This is a genomic window from Ferrimonas balearica DSM 9799 (assembly GCF_000148645.1).
GTDB classification, from domain to species: domain Bacteria; phylum Pseudomonadota; class Gammaproteobacteria; order Enterobacterales; family Shewanellaceae; genus Ferrimonas; species Ferrimonas balearica.
Window position 1 is genome coordinate 436151 of record NC_014541.1, and the last position, 17683, is coordinate 453833.

Sequence of the window (17683 nt, forward strand, 5' to 3'; positions counted from 1 at the left end):
CATGGTCAGCGCCCTGTCCGGACTGAGCCGTGACGTAAAGCAGTACCTGCTGATCACGTTTAACTACTGGAACTTTACCCTGACCGACGGGGCGCTGCGGATGCTGGTGGTGCTGCACTTCCACCAGCTGGGTTACAGCCCGCTGGCGATCGCGTCCCTGTTCCTGTTCTACGAGATTTTCGGTGTGGTCACCAATCTGGTGGGCGGCTACCTGGGCGCACGTCTGGGGCTGAACCGCACCATGAATCTGGGTCTGGCGATGCAGGTGGTGGCGCTGGCGATGCTGGCGGTGCCCTCCGGCATGTTATCGGTGCCCTACGTAATGGCAGCGCAGGCGCTGTCCGGCATCGCCAAAGACCTCAACAAGATGAGCGCCAAAAGCGCCATCAAGATGCTGGTGCCGAAGGGGGAGCCGGGGGCGCTGTACAAGTGGGTGGCGATCCTGACCGGATCGAAAAACGCCCTGAAAGGCTTCGGCTTTTTCCTCGGCGGGGTGCTGCTGGGCTGGCTGGGCTTCCAAGGCGCCATGGTGGCGATGGCCTCGGTGTTGGTGGGGGTGTTGATCCTCAGCCTGCTGTGGCTGGGTAAGGATCTGGGCAAAGCCAAGAACAAGCCCAAGTTTTCCGAGATGTTCTCGAAAAGCCGCAGCATCAACATCCTGTCGGCGGCCCGATTATTCCTGTTTGGGGCTCGTGATGTGTGGTTTGTCATCGCGTTGCCCATCACCCTGGGCAGCGTGTTCGGCTGGAGCCACTCCGCGGTGGGCGCCTTCCTGGCCACCTGGGTCATTGGTTACGGCCTGGTGCAGGGGTTGGCCCCGCGCCTGACCGGCACCGCCCGGGGCCAGATCCCGGATGGGGCGGCGGCGCTGAAATGGGCGTTATTGCTGTGCGCAGTGACCGTTGCAGTGGCCACCGGCGTACAACTGGACTGGCACCCCCAGTTCACTTTGGTGTTTGGTTTGATGGTGTTTGGCGCGGCCTTTGCCATCAATTCGAGTCTGCACTCGTTTCTGATTGTCCACTACGCTGGTGAGGACGGGGTGTCACTGGATGTCGGTTTTTACTACATGGCCAATGCCATGGGCCGGCTGGTCGGCACCGTGTTGTCCGGCTGGGTATTCCAGATGGCAGGCCTGGCCGCCTGCCTTTGGATCTCCGCGGCCTTTCTGGCACTGACCGCCCTCATCTCCATCGGCCTGCCCCGCGGTGCCGACCATGAACAAGGAGCTCGACATGGCATTTGAACCGGCTTTCATCGACGTTAACGGCCTGCCGATGGCCCTGCATCCCGCCCCTGGCCTCGAAGGGAGGCTGAAGGAGGATGTGGCGCTGCTGGCGGCAGCCGGCGTAGCGGCGGTGGTCACCACCCTGACCGAGGAGGAGCTGACCCGCTTCGGCATCCCCACCCTGGGGCAGGAGGTGGAGGCAGCCGGGATGCAGTGGGTGCATCTGCCGGTGCAGGATAAGTCTTTGCCGGATGCTGAGTTTGACGCCGCCTGGGCAGAGCAGCGGGAGATGCTGACCGCCCTGATGGAGTCCGGAAAGCGGGTTTCGGTGCACTGCCGGGGCGGCACCGGACGTACCGGCCTGGTGGCGGCTAAGCTGCTGCTGGACAGCGGCGCCGACTGGCAGGAGACGCTGGACCGGGTGCGGGAAGCCCGTCCGGGCGCACTGGAGCAGGACAGCCAGCTGGGTTATCTGCAACGCTGACGTTGCGTTGGCTGAACACACACCGCCGTGGCCATTAGGTCGCGGCGGTGTTTTTTTATCCGGGCTGTGGTACTGCTAACGGTTTGCCGTTTCAGGGAGAGCACCATGTCCATCACCATCCGTCGCGCCGAACCCAGCGATGCTGAGGCCTTGCAGGCCACCATGTCCGCCGAGATCTGTTTCAGCAATACCCTGCAACTGCCGTGGCCATCCCTCACCATGTGGCAGCAGCGGCTGGCGCAGCTGGGCCCTGATCAGCACCTGCTGGTGGCTGAAAACGACGCGGGTGACGTGGTGGGCAACCTGATGCTGGCCCAGGCCAGTAACCCGAGGCGGCGTCACGTTGCTGAGATTGGCATGGCAGTCGTACCTGAGTGGCAGGGGCGCGGCGTCGGCAGTGCCCTGTTGCAGGCGGCGATCAACCTGGGAGAGCAGTGGCTGGCGCTGACCCGGCTGGAGCTGGATGTCTATACCGACAACGAGGCGGCTCTGGCGCTGTATCGGCGCCACGGCTTTGAGCCGGAGGGGATCGCCCGCGCCGCGGCGTTTCGCGATGGGGCGCGGGTCGATGTGATGCGGATGGCCCGGATCCGGGATTAACGCAGAGCGTCCCAGCCCGGGTAAAGCTCAGCACCCAGCTGGCTGAGGCTGGCGTGGCTCTGGTGGCCGTCGGCGATCAGGATCAGGTCGATGCCCAGGGCTTCAGCCACCTCATGGTCATGGTCGGTGTCCCCAATCATCACGGTATCACTGGCGCGCACGCCGGCCGCTTTGAGCAGCTCGTGGCCGCGGTCAATCTTGCAGGCCGCGTGATGGTTGTCGAGGCCATAGACGTGGTGGAAGCAGGTGCTGATGCGGTGATGGTCGAGACAGTGCTCCAGGCTGCTTTGCGAGCTGGCGGAGAGCAGTGATTGGGTGTGGGTCTGGCTCAGGGCATGCAGTAGCGGGCGGGCGCCCGGATGCAGATTGAGGCGGTCACGCGCTGCCCGGTAATCCTGGCCGAAGCGTTGGCAGATGACGTCAAAGCTCAATTTTTCGGTCAGGCCGATGCGCTGGTAGTAGGCCTCCACCGGGTGACAGAAGGTGTCGCGGTAGTGGTCCAGTGCGGTGGCCGGCAGCTGGTGCTCCGACAGCATGGCATTGACGATGTCGGTGGCCAGCGGGGCGTCGTTGACCAAAGTGCCGTTCCAGTCCCAGATCACCTGGCGGTAACCGGCCAGTCGGGCCAGCAGTTGGGTAGGAAGGGACTCGGGTGCGCAGTGTGTCATCGGGTTCGGGCCTGGTAAAAGCGGGCAAAATAGCGGCCCCTTGGCGGCGCCGCAATCCCCTTGCCCGGTTGTCGTGATCCTAGTCCGGATCGTCCACCAGGGTGTAGCCGATGGGGGCCACCGTCAGCATCGCCAGTTTGACATGCTGCAGGCCGAAGGGGATGCCGATAATGGTGCAGAACAGGGTGACAGCGAAGAACAGGTGACCCAGCGCCAGCCACAGCCCCGCCACCAGAAACCAGATGACGTTGCCGATGGTGCCCAGCGCGCCGGTGCCGATGTCATCCTCACGGTTCACCACGCGCCGGTTGGCCACGTCTTTGCCGAAGGGCCACAGCGACAGTTGGGCGATAACAAAACAGCTGCGTGCCCAGGGCAGGCCGATGATGGTCAGGGCCAGAATCACCCCCACCAGGGCCCAGCCCAATGCCATGGCAATGCCGCCCCAGATCAACCAGATGACATTGCCGATAAATCGAAGTAAATCCATGGTGTTACCCCCGTTAATATGGTTCCAGCATAGAGCCTGGCGCGGGGGTTAGGAAGGGAAAAGTGTGAGCGGCGGTAACCGAATTCAGACCACGGCCAGCAGCTTGCGCCCCAGATAGGCGGCTTTACCCACCTCGACGGCCAGCTCCGTAGCGGCTTCAACCGGGTCCGCTTTCTCAGCAATGGCCTCGGCCTGCTTGGGCAGATCCTGGCTGTGGTCGGCGGGGCAGAGGGCTTTGGGCATCACCCAGTGATAGGCGGAGTGTGCGGCGCTGACGATCATCGATACTTCCTTGCTGGGCGTCTTATCCGTTTATCGACCCGTCGCGGGGGAACTTGAGCGCCCGTGTTACCATGACGTCACCTTTTTCTGATCATCCCGCCGTCGTCCCATGAGTGCCATTGCCAGCCTGCCCATTGATCCCCTGCAGCCCCAGTTTCTTGAGCACCTGCGCCACCACCATCTGGTGGTGGAAGCGGACACCGGTTCCGGTAAATCGACCCGCTTGCCGATCTGGGCGGCCCAATTAGGGCGGGTATTGGTGGTGGAGCCGCGCCGGGTGGCCTGTACCGCGCTGGCGGAGTTTCTGGCGGCGGAGTCGGGGCAACCGTTGGGCGAGCAGGTGGGGTACGCCATCCGGTTCGACAGCAACGTCATGGACACCACTGAGGTGGCCTTTGTCACCCCCGGTATCGCCCTGCGCTGGCTGACGGAGGATGGGCTGGCAGGCTTCCACACCGTGATCATCGATGAGTTTCACGAGCGTCGCTGGGATACCGACCTGCTGCTGGCCCTGCTGCAACGGCGGCAGCAGCACCGGCTGGTGTTGACCTCTGCAACCGTCGATGGCGTCCGCCTCGCGGATTACCTCGGGGGCGAACGCCTTTACGCGGAGGGGCGCCGCTTCGAGGTGCAGATCCAGCATCAGGCCCGGGACAGCCACAGCCTGCCGGATGATCGCGGGTTGGTGCAGCGCGTCGCGGACGCGGTAGCCGACCAGCTGGCGGCGCGGGAGGGGGATGTGCTGGTGTTTCTGCCCGGCCGTAAGGAGATCAGCCAATGCGAGGCCAGCCTCAAAGCGGCGTTGGGGGACCGGGCTCTGGTGTTGCCGCTGCACGCCTCGGTACCCCGTCCGTTGCAGCGCCAGGCGTTGACCGCCGGGCCACAGCGCCGTGTGATTCTGGCCACCAATGTGGCGGAAACCTCACTCACCATTCCCGGCGTGACCGTGGTGATAGACAGCGGTCTGGAGCGGCGCACCCGCCAACGTAATGGCCGTACCGTACTGGCGCTGACCCGCATCTCCCAGGCGTCCGCCGCCCAGCGGGCCGGACGGGCAGGGCGGGTGGCGCCCGGTGTCTGTGTGCGGTTGTGGGGCCAGCATGCCCCGCTGGAGGCGCTGACGCCGCCGGAGCTGCAACGGGAGGAGCTGGTGGAACCGATGCTGGCGGCCGCCTGTGCCGGTGCGGTGCTGTCTGACCTGCGCTTTGTCGACCCGCTGCCGGAGAAATCCCTGCTGCTGGCGCAACAGCGCCTGCGGGCCATGGCGGCTATCGATGGGCTGGGCGGCGTTACGGAACACGGCCGGCGCCTGTTCCCCCTTCCCATCGATACCCAATTTGCCCACCTGATTACCGCGATGCCGGATAAGCCCTGCATGGAGGCGATGGTGGACCTGGCGGCGGCCCTGTCGCTGGGTCAGCGACTGTGGCGCCTGCCGGCCAGCGAGGCGGGGCGACAGGCGCTGAAAGCGTGGCAACCCCAACCCTGTGACGGCCTCACGCTGGTGATGCTGTTGCGTCAGTCACCGCCGGAGGCGTTGGCCATTGATCCGGCCCTGCACAGTGAGGCCCGTCAGCTGGCAGAGCAGATCCGGGCCGCGCTGGCGCTGCCCCAGTTGAGCGCCAGCTCGCATCTGCCCTATCGCCGCTGGTGTGAAGCGATTCTGGCGGCGATGCCGGAATTGGCTTTTGTGCGACGGGCCAAGCGCCGGGATGCCCTCGGCAATGGGGTGATGGAGGTGCAACCGGGCCGGGAAAGCCGGTTTGCGGAGGAGGCGGAAGCCGCGCTGGTGCTGGACCAGCACAGCCTGCCAGGACGGGGCCACAAGCAGACCCTGAATCTGGCCACCTGCATGATGCCGCTGACACTGGCGCAACTGGTTGAAGCCGGGCTGGGTGAGGTGCGCCAGGGCGAGCTCAACCAGGGCGAGACGGGCCTGTTGGTCACCCAGGAAAGGGTCTATGCCGGCCGTGTGATTGAGCAGCGCTTGGCTCAACCTGAGGGCGAGCAGGGGCGGCAAGCGATGGTGCAGTCGATTCTTGACGGGCAGCTGCTGGCCCCGGCCGGGGCACAACTGCAGGCAGACGCCCGTGCCTGGGCGTTGTGGCTGGGGCTCGGTCTGGGGGAGGGGGAGCCCATCGACCCGCAGGCGTGGTTGCTGCAGCAACTGGCGGACCTCGGCGTGGAGTCCGAGCAGGATCTGGCACTGATTGAGCCCCAGGACCTGCACTTTGAAGGCATTCCCGAGTGGCAACGGGCGGAGTTTGATGAGCGTTTTCCCCACTTTCTGGTGCTGGCAGAACTGAAACTGCATGTGGAGTACCAGCCCCGGGCCAAGCGGGTCACCGTGGTGTATGCCGAAGGCAGCCGGAAAAGCGACCCCAAGCGCTGGGAGTTGCCCAGCTGGGCCGGTTGGCGGGTTCAGTACCGGCGCGCCAGTCGGGTGGTGGACGTGCGCTGAATTTGCCTTCGTCCCGACCCTGCGACAACTACACTTGATGTCGGTTATCACAGGAGGAAAGACGATGCGGATTTGGCGAATTTTGGTTCTGGCCGCCGCGATGGCGATGGGAGCCCCCGCCTGGGGCGCGTCTCTGGTGGATACTCTGGTGTCTGAACTGGGCATCACTGAGGATCAGGCCATCGGCGGTGCGGGCGCATTGATGGCGTATGCCAAGCAGGATTTGGGCTCAGAGGACTGGTCACAACTGGCGGAACTGGTGCCGGAAGCCAGCACTCTGGCGGAATCCGCCGACATGGGCGGGGTGATGGGCAGCCTCGGTAATGTGCTGGGGGATGGCGCCGGTATGGCCCAGGTGCTGGAGCAGATGAGTGCGCTGGGGTTGGATGCCGACACCATCAGTCAGTTTGCCCCGGTGGTGATGGATTACCTCAAGCAGCAGGGTGGAGAGGACCTGATTGGGACCCTGACCAAGCTGTGGTCGCCATAACCGTCACCGAGTCGTCACCGGGCGGTCAGACAAGCGTCATGTTCCGGCGCCAGACTGGGCTCAAACCCAGAGCGGAGTCGGGTCAATGAACAGCGTTTGGATCACCAGATTGGTGGCGATGGTGGGGGCCGGTTTATGGTGCTTGCTGCACTTCCTGAACACGCGATTCACTGCGTTGAAGCGTCAAATTCCGTTGACGGCGAAGCGCCAGGCGCCTGCCTCGAACGCCAGATCTGGTGGGAAGCGGGCTGTACCCTGGAACATCCAGGCGCCCGCCTTTGCGTCCGTGAACAGTTAACCCGGCGCCGATTACCGGGGCGGGAACTGGGCCAGTAACTCGGCCACCAGTTTGTCGGTTCGCTCTGTCCGCTTTTGTGGACTGTCACGTTCACTGATGGGGTAGTCATCGCTGCCCCGCCAGATCACCTTACCCTGCTGCACCATATCGATGCGCACCACCTGCACCATGCGCTCGCTGTCGCCCACCGGGATGGCGACGCTGCCGCCAATACTGGTGTTGCCGCTGCTGCGGCCTCCACCGACGCCGATGGTCAAACCCGAGTCGCGACTGCGGGTCTCCGGCCAGCTGTGGTAGCGCACTGCCACGGTGTCACCACTGACCTGGGCATCCACCTGTTCCAACTGCTGCCAGCCGCGCCCGTCTAATTGCTCGGTCAGCGCGGCCTGCAGCCGTTGTGCCACCAACGGATCGGTTTGATCGCCCACGGGCAGGAAGCCATAGCGGTTGATGGCAGAGAAGTCGGTAGCGCTGTTGTAATCAATATTGCCGGCAGGGCTGGCGCAACCGCCGAGGGACGCCACTACCGCGAGGGGCAGCAGCAGGGATCGCAGGATTCGCTTCATCGATTCGGCTCACTCCATAACAGATTGATTCTGGCCTTAGTGTGTACCAGCGGTTGCTATTTTTCCGACATTTATGATGATCTTAGCGCTCTGGTACAGATTCGGTTACTGAAATGAAGCGTCAAGGGTTCACACTGGTCGAGTTGGTGATTGTGGTGGTGTTGCTGGCCATCCTTGCGGCGGTGGCACTGCCGCGCTATCTCAATCTTGGCGATGATGCTGAGCGGTCCCGGTTTTACGCCACGATGGCGGCGCTTGAGAGCGCGGTGGACCTGTCCCACCTCTGTTGGCAACTGCGTGCCGGTGAGGGCGCCGTGGCGGATCTGGATTGCGGTGGCTTTGATGAGGTCGACTTCAACGAGTCGGGCTATCCGGTGGGCGTGTTGGAAGGGGGATTGGTCTCCATCAACAACGACCATGACTGCCTGCTGGTGTTCGATGGTATTGTCGATACCGATATGAAGCTGTGGTCGCCCAATGACGGCCGTGCGCCGGGCGTCAGCCGCGATGAGGCGCAGATCCAGTCTGATTATGTGGGCAACGGAAGGTGCCGCTTTACCCTGCTGTCCGACAGCAACGAGCAGTTTGAATATCACTCCAATACTGGCCAGGTGTTAGCCCAATGACCCGAATTGAATCCCCCTGCGTGGCGTGCTGTAAGCTGGATGAACAGGACGTGTGCCAGGGCTGTTACCGTACCCTTGCTGAGATCGCCAACTGGAACCGGCGCACCGAGGCGGAGAAGGCCGATATCCTGGCTCGCCTGCCGGCCCGTGCTGAAGCCTACCGACGTGAGGCCGAAGGCCCAACTCACGCCATTACCCGTCAAGCGGTGCTGGCGGTCAAAGAGCACTGAACCCGGCGCCCCGGAGCCATAGATCTTTTGTGACATGGCCTGCCGTCCCCGCCGTAACTGCCATACTTAGGTAACGGTCAGAAACACACTGGGGAGGGGTTATGTATATCCATGTTCATCGTTGTCGACTGGCACTGCCTAACGCCGTTCACGGTGCGTTCTTTGTCGATCCCACCGGGACATTGGAAGTGGAGCTGGCGGGGAAAACCGAGCCCCTGCATGCCAACCTGGCCGAGCTGTCATTCTGGCCTGAGGAGACCGGCGATTGCCGCCTCTGCTGCGGTCAGCACTGGCAGTTGCGGCTCAAACCGGATGACGCCCAGTCCCTGCAGGGGCTGATCAGCGACGCCCGCGAGGAGCTGGCATCGCTGCACCGGGACCTGTAACCCTCAGGCTTCGTCGCGGATAACCTGGATGTCGGAGAAACCGAGATCGCGGAAGTAGTTGTCGCGGAAATCGCGATGGGCTTTCTTATCGCGGGTGCTCATCTGCACCTGCTGCTCCAGCATCTGGTAGCGCTTCAGGTCCAACCCTTCCGCCGCCGCGGCGGCCTCAAACATGCTGTGATGCTTGTCGTTGGCGTAACCCACCACCTTGGTGTGGCCCTTGTAGGTGTATTGCAGTTTCAGTGCCATAACGCTCTCGTTGTCACCGCGGCATAGGGGCCGCCGGAAAAACCCGCATTTCTACCTTAACTCAGGGTAGCGGTCAAAGGTCGTCGCTGGAATTGATCCGGATCCGGTTGCGCGGTGAGCGGGCCTGCTAAGCTGGAGCAAAACCACAAGGACGCTGAGGTGCCTATGCAAATGGTAACCATCCTGCTGTTGTTGCTGGTCGCGGTTGCGGCCGTACTGTTCTTTTTGGTGCCGCGTAAGCGCAAACATCAAACCGTGACGCCGATTCCCAACCACGCCCGCAAACGGCGTCCACGCAAACGTCAGCGCGCCCACTCCTGAGCCCGCAGAGAAACATTTTCACTCCGCTTCGTTGATCTGGATCAGCGGCAGCGCGCGATGACTCCTCCATGATGGGGCGTCACTGGCATCGAATGGAGTGAAGGCTATGACGTTGATGGATCCATTAGGCCTGGAACCGGCCCTGGTTGAACACGGCTGCGCCCAACCCGGGTTGTACCGTGCATTTGTGCCTCTGTTTATCCAGTACTACGGTCGCATGCACCGCTGTCTGGATGTGAACGAATCCCCGGGCAACGCGATTCGGGACTTTAATGCCATGGCTTTGGCATTTATGGACGTGGTGGAGGATCAACACCTGCCTTTGGAGCGGGAACTGCTGGCGGAGTTTGGTATCGATCTCAGCTTTGATCGACGGGATCCGCAACGGCGCGCTGCCCTGACCGGCACCGCCTGTTACCAGAACTGCTACGACCGCCTCACCGCAACGGTGATGCCCGTGGTGCAGATGCAGTCACTGTCCTACGGTGCCCGCCTCGGCCGCTAAGCGGTTGCAGTCAATGCCGGCAGGGGGCACTCTGGAACAAACCCCTGCCGGAACCCAATCATGCTTCGTAACGCCCTGTTTGTTCTCGTCCTTTTCTGGTTGTCTGGCTGTGCCAGCACGCCGACACCGGTATGCCATTTGGGCTGTCCCGGCGATGAGGCCCCAATGGGGCAAACCCTGGAGCGTTACCTGCAATACCGCGATGATCTGGAAGGGGCCGGTTACTTCCGCTGGATGGAGCAACTCTATCGGGCCGGAGGGTGGCAGTCCCGTGATGAGATGCATGCGGCGGCCAGCCAAATGGGCGACCCGGACCAGGTTCGCCACTTGAATTTCTATGCCGTGACCGGCTTGCTGGACGAGATGGTGCAGCTGTATCGCCAGTATGGCGAGGCGCTGGCTCAGCGCCCCGGCACCGATCTGACGCCGGCTTCTCCACCTTCCACCTTTGTGGCCCAAACCCTGTCTGCCCCCGCCGACGCGCGCCTGCCGATCGTTCAGCAGTGGGCTCAGATCGTGGCCGTGCTGACCGACAATATGGTGGCAGAGGCACAGCAGCAGGAATACGGCGAGATTTCACCTAGTGTTACTGAATCACCGTTAGGGAGTGAATCATGATCAAAACCACCTTGGATGCGGCCCTGACATTGGGTCGGCGCAGCGGTATCTTCCTGTTGATTCTGGGGATTTTGTCCGTGGCGATGCCATGGGCAACCGGGCTGGCGCTGGAGATGCTGTTGGGTATCTTGCTGTTGTGTGCGGGTGTGGCCCAGTTGTTCTTCGCCTTCCGTACCCGCGAACTGTCAGGGTTTCCGTTGCGGCTGGTGTTCGGCCTGCTGACCAGTTTCGCCGGTTTGTACCTGTTGTTTAACCCCACTGCCGGGGTGGTGGCCATCACCCTGATCCTCGGGATCTACTTCCTGATCGATGGCCTGGCGACCCTGCTGGCGAGCTTCCAGTATCGGGCCCAGCGTAACTGGCTGATGATGTTTGCCAATGGCGCGGTCACCCTGGCGCTGGCGGCGGTGATCCTGTGGCAATGGCCGGCTTCCGGACGCTACGTTATCGGCATCCTGGTGGGCATTAAGCTGATTATGATGGGGCTGATGATGATCACTACCGCGGGGATGGTCAGTGCCGCCAAAGATCGGATGGATGCGGTGCGGGCCCAGCAACGGGCTGATGGAGCCAAGGTGGTGGACGGCGAAGACCGTACCGTCGATCCCTGAGGAGGGAGGACCGGAGCCCGGAGGAGTCGGGCCCCAGTCCTGAAAACTCAGGCGGCTTGCGGCTGGTCGCCGTATTGCTGTTCGAGATAAGCGATGATGTCGCTGGATTCATACATCCAACGCACTTCACCGGCTTCTTCAATGCGCAGGCAGGGCACCATCAGGCGGCCACCGCCGGCTTCCAGTTCACTGCGATGCGGCTCCTGCTTGGCGTCGCGCAGCTCAATATTGAAGTTGTTGCGGCGCAGGGCCCGGCGCACTTTGACGCAGAACGGGCAGGCGTCGTACTGGTAGAGGCTGTAACGGGCCATGGCCTGGTCCAGCTTGGCCTGCTGCTCTGCCGGACGTTGTGCCGGCTTAGGCGCAGTCAGGGCATTCACCAGTAATACGATGCGGCCCAAAATCCAGCGAATGACAAACATGACGAAGCTCTCAATCTGATCGGAATTGGGCGCAGGGTAACACTTGTGTTGCGGGCTCGCTACCATGGAACCCGCAAGTGGCCAGCAATCGGGCGACGGTTTAGCCCTGGTTCAGGCCATCCGCTAAGGGTGGCCGGGTCGGCATCTGGCAGCGAATGCCGTTCTGACAACCCTCTGTGCTGCGGATACGTATTGTTCGAGCCGGCCGACAGGCGGGCGCAGAGATCCCATTGGTTTTACTGGCGACCTACAACAGATTGCCCACTGTCTCAAGGCGCCGCGTTTTATTTCTGATGCGATTCCTTAATTCTAAATTCGGAAAAAACAGACGGTAATGTGACCCGCCATAGATATTTATCTTCTTTAATTAATTTGGCCGCGTTTTATTGTATTGATCAGCCTATTTGTTTCAGCGCGCCCGTAATATGACTCAGTCTTGAAATAAAGAGGGGTCATTATGTTCTATGTTCATATGCTTCTGCTCTTTGCCGTGATTTTTGTCGGCATCCGCTATGGTGGCATTGCCTTTGGTTTGCTGGGAGGACTGGGGGTTTCCATTCTCAGCTTCGTCTTTGGCGTTGCTCCGGGAAATCCACCGATCGGGGTGATGCTGATCATTCTGGCTGTTGTTGCCGCTTCGGCGACGCTTGAAGCCACGGGCGGCCTCAAACTGTTGGTGAAGTACGCGGAAAAATTGTTGCGTAAGCACCCCTCCAAAGTCGTTTTCCTCGGCCCACTGTGCACCTATTCACTGACGGTACTCGTGGGAACCGGCCACTCCGTTTATCCGCTTCTTCCTGTGATTTATGACGTCAGTATCAAGCGTGGGATCCGTCCGGAACGACCCATGGCAATGGCCACCATCGCATCACAGATGGGCATCACGGCGAGCCCCATTGCCGCTGCCGCCGCTGTGGTGATGGCAACCGCCGCCACCAATCAGCTCGACATCACTCTGGGACAGGTTCTGCTGGTCACCATCCCCGCGACGCTGACCGGGGTTCTGATTGCGGCAACATGGAGCCTGAAGCGTGGTAAAGAACTGAATCAAGACCCGGAGTTTTTGGCGCGTTGCCAAGACCCGCAATTTAAAGCGCAATTGATTGATGAGTCCGATGCCAAATCGGATAAGCCAGAGCACGACGGTCAGAAGGCAAAGCGCGGCTTGACGGTATTCCTGCTGGGTATTGTTACCGTCATCTTTGTGGCGATGTTCGGTAAAACTCTTGGATTGCTCCCTGATGGAGTAAAAACCTCAACGGCGCTGCAATTTCTGATGCTTTCTGTTGGTGCCATTATTCTGTTAAGCACCAACATTGATCCGAAGAAGATCGTAAAAACCAATGTGTTTGTCGCGGGTATGAGTGCGGTTATCATCATTTTTGGTATCGCCTGGATGAGTGACACCATCATCTCTCATAACAAGCCCTACATTATCAGCCTGGTCGAGGATGTGGTGAAAACCCACCCCTGGACGTTTGCCATCGCCATGTATGTGGCTTCAGTCTTTCTGAAAAGCCAGGCCGCGGTACTGACCATTATGTTGCCCCTGGGCTTTACGCTGGGGATTCCGGGTGAAGTCCTTATTGGCGTATTGCCGGCCTGTTATGCGTACTATTTCTTTCCCTTCTACCCATCCGATCTCGCCGCGATCACCTTCGATCGCTCCGGCACCACCCGAATCGGTAAGTACATCCTCAACCACAGCTTCTTCATTCCCGGTTTTATCGGGGTGTTTAGCGCCACCTGCATTGGCTACGCCTTGTCGGTCGGACTGCTGCCCATTTGGTTGTGGGGCATTGCCATCGTGGGCCTGGCGCTGGCGGTCAATCTGTATATGAACCGCCTGAGTAGTGAGACCTTAACCTTGGCCTGAGTCCAAACGTGGGTGTTAAACGGAGCCATTGGCTCCGTTTTTTTGTCCGCCCTCGCCACGTTTCCCCTTTGCTGGGGTGATTCCGGGGATGGAGGTAACACTTGTGCTTCAGCCCCGCTACCATGGTTCAGGCAAATGGTCAGCAATCAGGCGGCAGAGCAGAGTGGGCTCGGCGAACCCAAAGGTGGCGAGATAAGGAATCAACGGATGCGCAAAGGATGGATGGGGCTGGGGTTGTTACTGCTGACGGGGTGTATGTCGGTACCGGTGGCGACCATGGTGAAGATGGCCGGATTCGACCGGCAGGACTTCCTGGCCCTGGAGCCGGAGGCACTGCGGCTGAAGCTGACCCTGGATCAGAATGTGCCGGTGCAGCTGGCAGCCACCCGACTGGAGTTGGGGGCAGAGTTGGATAACGGTCAGCAGCAGTTGTTTGCTGGCTCCGTGCGGCAGGAGGAGTATCGCCAGTTTGAAGTGGATGGCGGCTGGTTCAGTCGCGAGCCGGAACCACGCTACCAATACCTGTTGGCGCTGGATGAGGCCGGTGAGGCCGCCATTCGCGATTTTCAGCGGGTGTTGACGGAAGATGAGGTGGCGTCGGCGAGCCTCAATGTCCGGCTCGATCTGGATGACCAGTTTGACCAGCCGGTGCAGGTGACGGTGGAGGTGAAGCTGTCGGAGCAGGAGGGGTTTTTCACCCTGCTGGATGAAGCCACCTTTGAGCCGGAGCGTTACCGGGATTAAAAAAGGCCGCGAATGCGGCCTTTTTGCTGGGCGTTGCCGGGCGGTCAGCCCTGCTGCTCCCGGGCGATGGCGCGGTAAGCGATATCGCGACGGGTGAACATGCCCTGCCAGCTGATCTGGTCCGCCAGTGCGTAAGCGCGCTGCTGCGCTTCGGTGACGGTGTGGCCCAGAGCGGTGGCGCACAGCACCCGGCCGCCGGTGTTGACGATGGCGCCATCCTGCTCGGCGGTACCGGCGTGGAACACCTTCTCACCCTCAGCGTATTCGGTGCGCAGGCCAGAGATGGCAAAGCCCTTCTCATAGCTGGCCGGGTAGCCGCCGGAAGCCAGAACCACGCCCACGGCGGCGCGAGGATCGAACTCAGCGGTGTGCTGGTCCAGCTTGCCTTCGCAGGCGGCCAGGCACAGCTCAACCAGGTCAGACTGCATGCGCAGCATGATCGGTTGAGTTTCCGGATCGCCAAAGCGGCAGTTGTACTCAATCACCTTGGGGGTGCCGTCGGCGTCGATCATCAGACCGGCGTAGAGGAAGCCCTTGTAGGGGTGGCCTTCCGCTTTCATGCCATCAACGGTGGGGCGGATCACCTCCGCCATGATGCGGTCGTGGATCGCCTGGGTGACCACCGGAGCCGGAGAGTAAGCGCCCATGCCACCGGTGTTGGGGCCGGTATCGCCGTCGCCCACCCGCTTGTGGTCCTGGCTGGTGGCCATCGGCAGGATGTTGTCGCCGTCCACCATCACGATGAAGGAGGCTTCCTCACCTTCGAGGAACTCTTCAATCACCACGCGGTGACCGGCATCGCCAAAGGCGTTGCCAGCCAGCATGTCTTCCACGGCCGCTTCCGCTTCCGCCAGGGTCATCGCCACGATCACGCCTTTACCAGCGGCCAGGCCGTCGGCCTTCACCACGATGGGAGCGCCCTTCTCACGCAGGTAGGCTAGTGCCGGCTCCACCTCGGTGAAGTTCTGGTACTCGGCAGTGGGGATGGCATGGCGGGCCAGGAAGTCCTTGGTAAACGCCTTGGAGCCTTCCAACTGGGCGGCCGCCGCAGTGGGGCCAAAGATGGTCAGCCCGGCGGCGTCAAAGGCATCCACTACGCCTTCCACCAGCGGGGCTTCCGGACCCACGATGGTCAGGCCGACGCCATTCTCACGGGCAAAGGCCACCAGCGCCTCGTTACCGGATACGGCCACGTTTTCCACCTTCGGCTCGGTGGCGGTACCGGCATTACCCGGCGCCACAAATACCTGCTCTACCGCCGGATTCTGAGCCACTTTCCACGCCAGCGCGTGCTCACGGCCACCACTGCCAATCACTAATACTTTCATCATCCTGTCTCTTCTGATTCTGGTTATCTGGGGGTGTGTTGCTGAGCGAATACACTGCGGACATGCGATAAAAAGTCGGATTCCGACATCTGCCCTTGGCTGTAGGCGAACGCACTCTCAACGAGGTTTCGCATCCCAAGTAGATCGCCAGTTTTCGCTTCTAACCGGGAACGAAGCTTTTGGTCGTGGCCCGGTCTGAATTTACCGCCCGCGGTATATTCACCGCAGCCGCATTCACAGCTTTTCATCACACCCTCCTTGGATTTGCCAACGTTACCTCTAAGCGCCGAGAAAACCGATGAAGTGCTAGGAGGAGAGCTCCACAGACCCCGCAGTTTGCTGCTGCAAATGAGGAGGTCGAGGAAGCTCTCCGACACCGCAATTCGCGGTTTTATCAAGCGTCAGACAACGAAGTATTAATGTTTGAAATGGCGCATGTTGGTGAAGATCATCACCATGCCATGCTCATCCGCTGCATCGATCACTTCCTGATCACGCATCGACCCACCCGGCTGAATCACACAGCTGATGCCCGCTTCTGCGGCGGCATCGATGCCATCACGGAACGGGAAGAAGGCGTCAGACGCCATGACGGAACCCGGTACGGTCAGGCCCTCGTCGGCGGCCTTAATGCCAGCGATTTTGGCGGAGTAAACGCGGCTCATCTGGCCGGCGCCCACGCCCACGGTCATGCCATCTTTGGCGTACACGATGGCGTTGGACTTCACGTACTTGGCGACCTTCCAGCAGAACATCAGGTCCTGCAGCTGCTCAGCGGTGGGCTGACGCTTGGACACCACCTTGATGTCGTCCAGACCCACCATGCCCTGGTCGCGGTCCTGCACCAGCAGGCCACCGTTGACGCGCTTGGTGTCGAACTCTGTGGTTTTGCTCTCCCACTGACCGCAGGCCAGCAGGCGCACGTTCTTCTTGTCGGCCACGATCGCCTTGGCATCGGCGGAGATGCTCGGGGCGATGATCACTTCCACAAACTGACGATCCACGATCGCTTTGGCGGTGTCGCCGTCCAGCTCGCGGTTAAAGGCGATGATGCCGCCGAACGCGGAGGTCGGGTCGGTTTTGAAGGCGCGGTCATAGGCGTCGAGGATGTTGTCGCCCAGGGCCACACCACAGGGGTTGGCGTGCTTGACGATAACGCAGGCCGGAACGTCAAACTCTTTGACACACTCCAGCGCTGCATCGGTGTCGGCGATGTTGTTGTAGGAGAGGGCTTTACCCTGCAGCTGCACGGCGGTGGCCACAGACGCTTCCTGCACGTTCTTCTCGACGTAGAAAGCGGCACGCTGGTGGCTGTTCTCGCCGTAGCGCATGTCCTGCTTCTTGATGAACTGCTGGTTGAAGGTGCGGGGGAATACCGATTCCTCGTCGCCCTCTTTGTTGTCGCCGTAGCTCGGTACCATGGTGCCGAAGTAGTTGGCGATCATGCCGTCGTAGGCGGCAGTGTGTTCGAAGGCGGCGATGGCCAGGTCGAAGCGGGTCTGGAAGGTGAGGGAGCCTTCACCGGCGTCCATCTCGGTGATAACGCGGTCATAGTCGTGGGCGTTGACCACGATGGCCACGTCTTTGTGGTTCTTGGCGGCGGAGCGCACCATGGTGGGGCCACCGATGTCGATGTTCTCTACGGCGTCTTCCAGGGTGCAGCCCGCTTTGGCGACGGTCTGGGCGAAGGGGTAGAGGTTAACCACAACCATATCGATCGGCTTGATGCCGTGGCTGTCCATTACGGCATCGTCCTGCTCGCGACGGCCCAGGATGCCACCGTGAACTTTGGGGTGCAGGGTTTTGACGCGGCCATCCATCATCTCGGGGAAGCAGGTGTAATCGGACACTTCAGTGACGTTCAGGCCAGAGTCGGCCAGCAGGCGGGCGGTGCCGCCGGTGGAGAGGAGTTCTACGCCACGCTCAGAGAGGGCGCGGGCAAACTCGACGATGCCGGTTTTGTCGGAGACACTCAGCAGGGCTCGACGGATCGGGCGGGGTGCGTTCATAGGGTACAGAGTCCTTTTGGCGGTATGGCCATTCGCCCCGGACAAGCCGGATTGATGGCGCTTTATTATGTTGAAGATATTTCGCCAAGCCGATTGAGCCTTGTCGGACTCAAATGAACCAACCTTGTTCACGATCAAGGTCGGCTAGCGCTTGGCGAAATACCCTCGTTTCTCGTCGCGCCCGCTGATGC

At 61.3% G+C, this 17683-nt stretch carries 22 protein-coding genes; 14 read left to right on the forward strand and 8 right to left on the reverse strand.

Annotated features, from left to right (window positions below):
• The first annotated feature begins 1 nt into the window (after position 1).
• From arsJ to FBAL_RS02065, 3 genes are all read left to right on the forward strand, one after another.
• Positions 2-1246: an organoarsenical effux MFS transporter ArsJ gene (gene arsJ / locus FBAL_RS02055; protein ID WP_013343911.1), complete on the forward strand. Its 1245-nt coding sequence runs from the start codon at positions 2-4 to the stop codon at positions 1244-1246.
• Positions 1236-1712: a phosphatase domain-containing protein gene (locus FBAL_RS02060; RefSeq protein WP_013343912.1), complete on the forward strand. Its 477-nt coding sequence runs from the start codon at positions 1236-1238 to the stop codon at positions 1710-1712. The genes arsJ and FBAL_RS02060 overlap by 11 nt, the downstream gene beginning before the upstream one ends.
• A 105-nt stretch (positions 1713-1817) precedes the next feature.
• Complete coding sequence (locus FBAL_RS02065; RefSeq protein ID WP_013343913.1) at positions 1818-2312, forward strand: GNAT family N-acetyltransferase; 495 nt, start codon at positions 1818-1820, stop codon at positions 2310-2312.
• Here the strand turns inward: FBAL_RS02065 and FBAL_RS02070 are convergent.
• The 3 genes from FBAL_RS02070 to FBAL_RS02080 all read right to left on the reverse strand — a co-directional run bounded on the left by FBAL_RS02070 (position 2309) and on the right by FBAL_RS02080 (position 3752).
• Complete coding sequence (locus tag FBAL_RS02070) at positions 2309-2980, reverse strand: HAD family hydrolase (protein ID WP_013343914.1); 672 nt, start codon at positions 2978-2980, stop codon at positions 2309-2311. The two genes, FBAL_RS02065 and FBAL_RS02070, sit on opposite strands and share 4 nt — an antisense overlap.
• A gap of 79 nt (positions 2981-3059) precedes the next feature.
• Positions 3060-3470: a YccF domain-containing protein gene (locus FBAL_RS02075; protein ID WP_013343915.1), complete on the reverse strand. Its 411-nt coding sequence runs from the start codon at positions 3468-3470 to the stop codon at positions 3060-3062.
• Positions 3471-3554: 84 nt separating this feature from the next.
• Entirely contained in the window at positions 3555-3752 is a 198-nt protein-coding gene (locus FBAL_RS02080; protein WP_013343916.1) for a hypothetical protein, read from the reverse strand.
• 109 nt (positions 3753-3861) lie between these two features.
• On the opposite strand from FBAL_RS02080, the gene FBAL_RS02085 reads away from it, so the two are divergent.
• Together FBAL_RS02085 and FBAL_RS02090 are read left to right on the forward strand one after the other, a co-directional pair.
• Positions 3862-6213, forward strand: a complete 2352-nt coding sequence (locus FBAL_RS02085; RefSeq protein WP_013343917.1) for a helicase-related protein — start codon at positions 3862-3864, stop codon at positions 6211-6213.
• Positions 6214-6277: 64 nt separating this feature from the next.
• Positions 6278-6703, forward strand: a complete 426-nt coding sequence (locus tag FBAL_RS02090; RefSeq protein ID WP_013343918.1) for a DUF2780 domain-containing protein — start codon at positions 6278-6280, stop codon at positions 6701-6703.
• A 309-nt stretch (positions 6704-7012) separates the two neighbouring features.
• Here the strand turns inward: FBAL_RS02090 and FBAL_RS02100 are convergent, their stop codons facing one another.
• Positions 7013-7567: a DUF4136 domain-containing protein gene (locus FBAL_RS02100; RefSeq protein WP_013343920.1), complete on the reverse strand. Its 555-nt coding sequence runs from the start codon at positions 7565-7567 to the stop codon at positions 7013-7015.
• A gap of 113 nt (positions 7568-7680) precedes the next feature.
• On the opposite strand from FBAL_RS02100, the gene FBAL_RS20680 reads away from it, so the two are divergent.
• The 3 genes from FBAL_RS20680 (at position 7681) to FBAL_RS02115 (ending at position 8809) form a co-directional block, all read left to right on the forward strand.
• Positions 7681-8193 carry a prepilin-type N-terminal cleavage/methylation domain-containing protein gene (locus tag FBAL_RS20680; protein ID WP_013343921.1) on the forward strand — a complete coding sequence of 171 codons (513 nt, stop codon included), beginning with the start codon at positions 7681-7683 and terminating at the stop codon, positions 8191-8193.
• The gene (locus FBAL_RS02110; protein ID WP_013343922.1) at positions 8190-8423 is read left to right on the forward strand and encodes a DUF1289 domain-containing protein; all 234 of its coding nucleotides are present in this window, start codon (positions 8190-8192) and stop codon (positions 8421-8423) included. Before FBAL_RS20680 ends, FBAL_RS02110 begins: the two co-directional genes overlap by 4 nt.
• A 101-nt stretch (positions 8424-8524) precedes the next feature.
• Positions 8525-8809 (forward strand): hypothetical protein, encoded by a 285-nt coding sequence (locus FBAL_RS02115; protein ID WP_013343923.1) that lies wholly within the window; start codon positions 8525-8527, stop codon positions 8807-8809.
• Between the two features lie 3 nt (positions 8810-8812).
• Here the strand turns inward: FBAL_RS02115 and FBAL_RS02120 are convergent, their stop codons facing one another.
• Positions 8813-9058: a DUF2960 domain-containing protein gene (locus tag FBAL_RS02120; RefSeq protein ID WP_013343924.1), complete on the reverse strand. Its 246-nt coding sequence runs from the start codon at positions 9056-9058 to the stop codon at positions 8813-8815.
• 165 nt (positions 9059-9223) lie between these two features.
• Here FBAL_RS02120 and FBAL_RS20360 point away from each other — a divergent pair, with 165 nt between their 5' ends.
• From FBAL_RS20360 to FBAL_RS02135, 4 genes are all read left to right on the forward strand, one after another.
• Positions 9224-9379 carry a hypothetical protein gene (locus FBAL_RS20360; RefSeq protein ID WP_013343925.1) on the forward strand — a complete coding sequence of 52 codons (156 nt, stop codon included), beginning with the start codon at positions 9224-9226 and terminating at the stop codon, positions 9377-9379.
• A 106-nt stretch (positions 9380-9485) separates the two neighbouring features.
• A complete protein-coding gene (locus FBAL_RS02125; RefSeq protein WP_013343926.1) occupies positions 9486-9884 on the forward strand; it encodes a hypothetical protein in 399 nt (132 codons plus the stop codon).
• Between the two features lie 165 nt (positions 9885-10049).
• Positions 10050-10502, forward strand: a complete 453-nt coding sequence (locus FBAL_RS02130; RefSeq protein ID WP_013343927.1) for a hypothetical protein — start codon at positions 10050-10052, stop codon at positions 10500-10502.
• Positions 10499-11113, forward strand: a complete 615-nt coding sequence (locus FBAL_RS02135; protein WP_013343928.1) for an HdeD family acid-resistance protein — start codon at positions 10499-10501, stop codon at positions 11111-11113. The genes FBAL_RS02130 and FBAL_RS02135 overlap by 4 nt, the downstream gene beginning before the upstream one ends.
• A 47-nt stretch (positions 11114-11160) precedes the next feature.
• Here the strand turns inward: FBAL_RS02135 and FBAL_RS02140 are convergent, their stop codons facing one another.
• Entirely contained in the window at positions 11161-11535 is a 375-nt protein-coding gene (locus tag FBAL_RS02140) for a glutaredoxin family protein (protein ID WP_013343929.1), read from the reverse strand.
• Between the two features lie 457 nt (positions 11536-11992).
• Between FBAL_RS02140 and FBAL_RS02145 the strand changes: the two genes are divergently transcribed.
• Both FBAL_RS02145 and FBAL_RS02150 read left to right on the forward strand, forming a co-directional pair.
• A complete protein-coding gene (locus FBAL_RS02145; RefSeq protein WP_013343930.1) occupies positions 11993-13411 on the forward strand; it encodes an anaerobic C4-dicarboxylate transporter in 1419 nt (472 codons plus the stop codon).
• A gap of 207 nt (positions 13412-13618) precedes the next feature.
• Positions 13619-14155, forward strand: coding sequence for a hypothetical protein (locus tag FBAL_RS02150; RefSeq protein ID WP_013343931.1), 537 nt, complete (start codon positions 13619-13621; stop codon positions 14153-14155).
• Between the two features lie 44 nt (positions 14156-14199).
• Here FBAL_RS02150 and purD read toward each other — a convergent pair whose 3' ends face one another.
• On the reverse strand, positions 14200-15483 hold the full coding sequence (gene purD, locus FBAL_RS02155; protein ID WP_041251447.1) for a phosphoribosylamine--glycine ligase: 1284 nt from the start codon (positions 15481-15483) through the stop codon (positions 14200-14202).
• A 416-nt stretch (positions 15484-15899) separates the two neighbouring features.
• Entirely contained in the window at positions 15900-17492 is a 1593-nt protein-coding gene (purH, locus tag FBAL_RS02165; protein WP_013343934.1) for a bifunctional phosphoribosylaminoimidazolecarboxamide formyltransferase/IMP cyclohydrolase, read from the reverse strand.
• Positions 17493-17683 lie beyond the last annotated feature (191 nt).

Bases quoted from the DNA above. Each gene is read 5' to 3' on its own strand.
- arsJ (WP_013343911.1), top strand. From the start codon at position 2: ATGGTCAGCGCCCTGTCCGGACTGAGCCGTGACGTAAAGCAGTACCTG.
- FBAL_RS02060 (WP_013343912.1), top strand. From the start codon at position 1,236: ATGGCATTTGAACCGGCTTTCATCGACGTTAACGGCCTGCCGATGGCC.
- FBAL_RS02065 (WP_013343913.1), top strand. From the start codon at position 1,818: ATGTCCATCACCATCCGTCGCGCCGAACCCAGCGATGCTGAGGCCTTG.
- FBAL_RS02070 (WP_013343914.1), bottom strand. From the start codon at position 2,980: ATGACACACTGCGCACCCGAGTCCCTTCCTACCCAACTGCTGGCCCGA.
- FBAL_RS02075 (WP_013343915.1), bottom strand. From the start codon at position 3,470: ATGGATTTACTTCGATTTATCGGCAATGTCATCTGGTTGATCTGGGGC.
- FBAL_RS02080 (WP_013343916.1), bottom strand. From the start codon at position 3,752: ATGATCGTCAGCGCCGCACACTCCGCCTATCACTGGGTGATGCCCAAA.
- FBAL_RS02085 (WP_013343917.1), top strand. From the start codon at position 3,862: ATGAGTGCCATTGCCAGCCTGCCCATTGATCCCCTGCAGCCCCAGTTT.
- FBAL_RS02090 (WP_013343918.1), top strand. From the start codon at position 6,278: ATGCGGATTTGGCGAATTTTGGTTCTGGCCGCCGCGATGGCGATGGGA.
- FBAL_RS02100 (WP_013343920.1), bottom strand. From the start codon at position 7,567: ATGAAGCGAATCCTGCGATCCCTGCTGCTGCCCCTCGCGGTAGTGGCG.
- FBAL_RS20680 (WP_013343921.1), top strand. From the start codon at position 7,681: ATGAAGCGTCAAGGGTTCACACTGGTCGAGTTGGTGATTGTGGTGGTG.
- FBAL_RS02110 (WP_013343922.1), top strand. From the start codon at position 8,190: ATGACCCGAATTGAATCCCCCTGCGTGGCGTGCTGTAAGCTGGATGAA.
- FBAL_RS02115 (WP_013343923.1), top strand. From the start codon at position 8,525: ATGTATATCCATGTTCATCGTTGTCGACTGGCACTGCCTAACGCCGTT.
- FBAL_RS02120 (WP_013343924.1), bottom strand. From the start codon at position 9,058: ATGGCACTGAAACTGCAATACACCTACAAGGGCCACACCAAGGTGGTG.
- FBAL_RS20360 (WP_013343925.1), top strand. From the start codon at position 9,224: ATGCAAATGGTAACCATCCTGCTGTTGTTGCTGGTCGCGGTTGCGGCC.
- FBAL_RS02125 (WP_013343926.1), top strand. From the start codon at position 9,486: ATGACGTTGATGGATCCATTAGGCCTGGAACCGGCCCTGGTTGAACAC.
- FBAL_RS02130 (WP_013343927.1), top strand. From the start codon at position 10,050: ATGGGGCAAACCCTGGAGCGTTACCTGCAATACCGCGATGATCTGGAA.
- FBAL_RS02135 (WP_013343928.1), top strand. From the start codon at position 10,499: ATGATCAAAACCACCTTGGATGCGGCCCTGACATTGGGTCGGCGCAGC.
- FBAL_RS02140 (WP_013343929.1), bottom strand. From the start codon at position 11,535: ATGTTTGTCATTCGCTGGATTTTGGGCCGCATCGTATTACTGGTGAAT.
- FBAL_RS02145 (WP_013343930.1), top strand. From the start codon at position 11,993: ATGTTCTATGTTCATATGCTTCTGCTCTTTGCCGTGATTTTTGTCGGC.
- FBAL_RS02150 (WP_013343931.1), top strand. From the start codon at position 13,619: ATGCGCAAAGGATGGATGGGGCTGGGGTTGTTACTGCTGACGGGGTGT.
- purD (WP_041251447.1), bottom strand. From the start codon at position 15,483: ATGAAAGTATTAGTGATTGGCAGTGGTGGCCGTGAGCACGCGCTGGCG.
- purH (WP_013343934.1), bottom strand. From the start codon at position 17,492: ATGAACGCACCCCGCCCGATCCGTCGAGCCCTGCTGAGTGTCTCCGAC.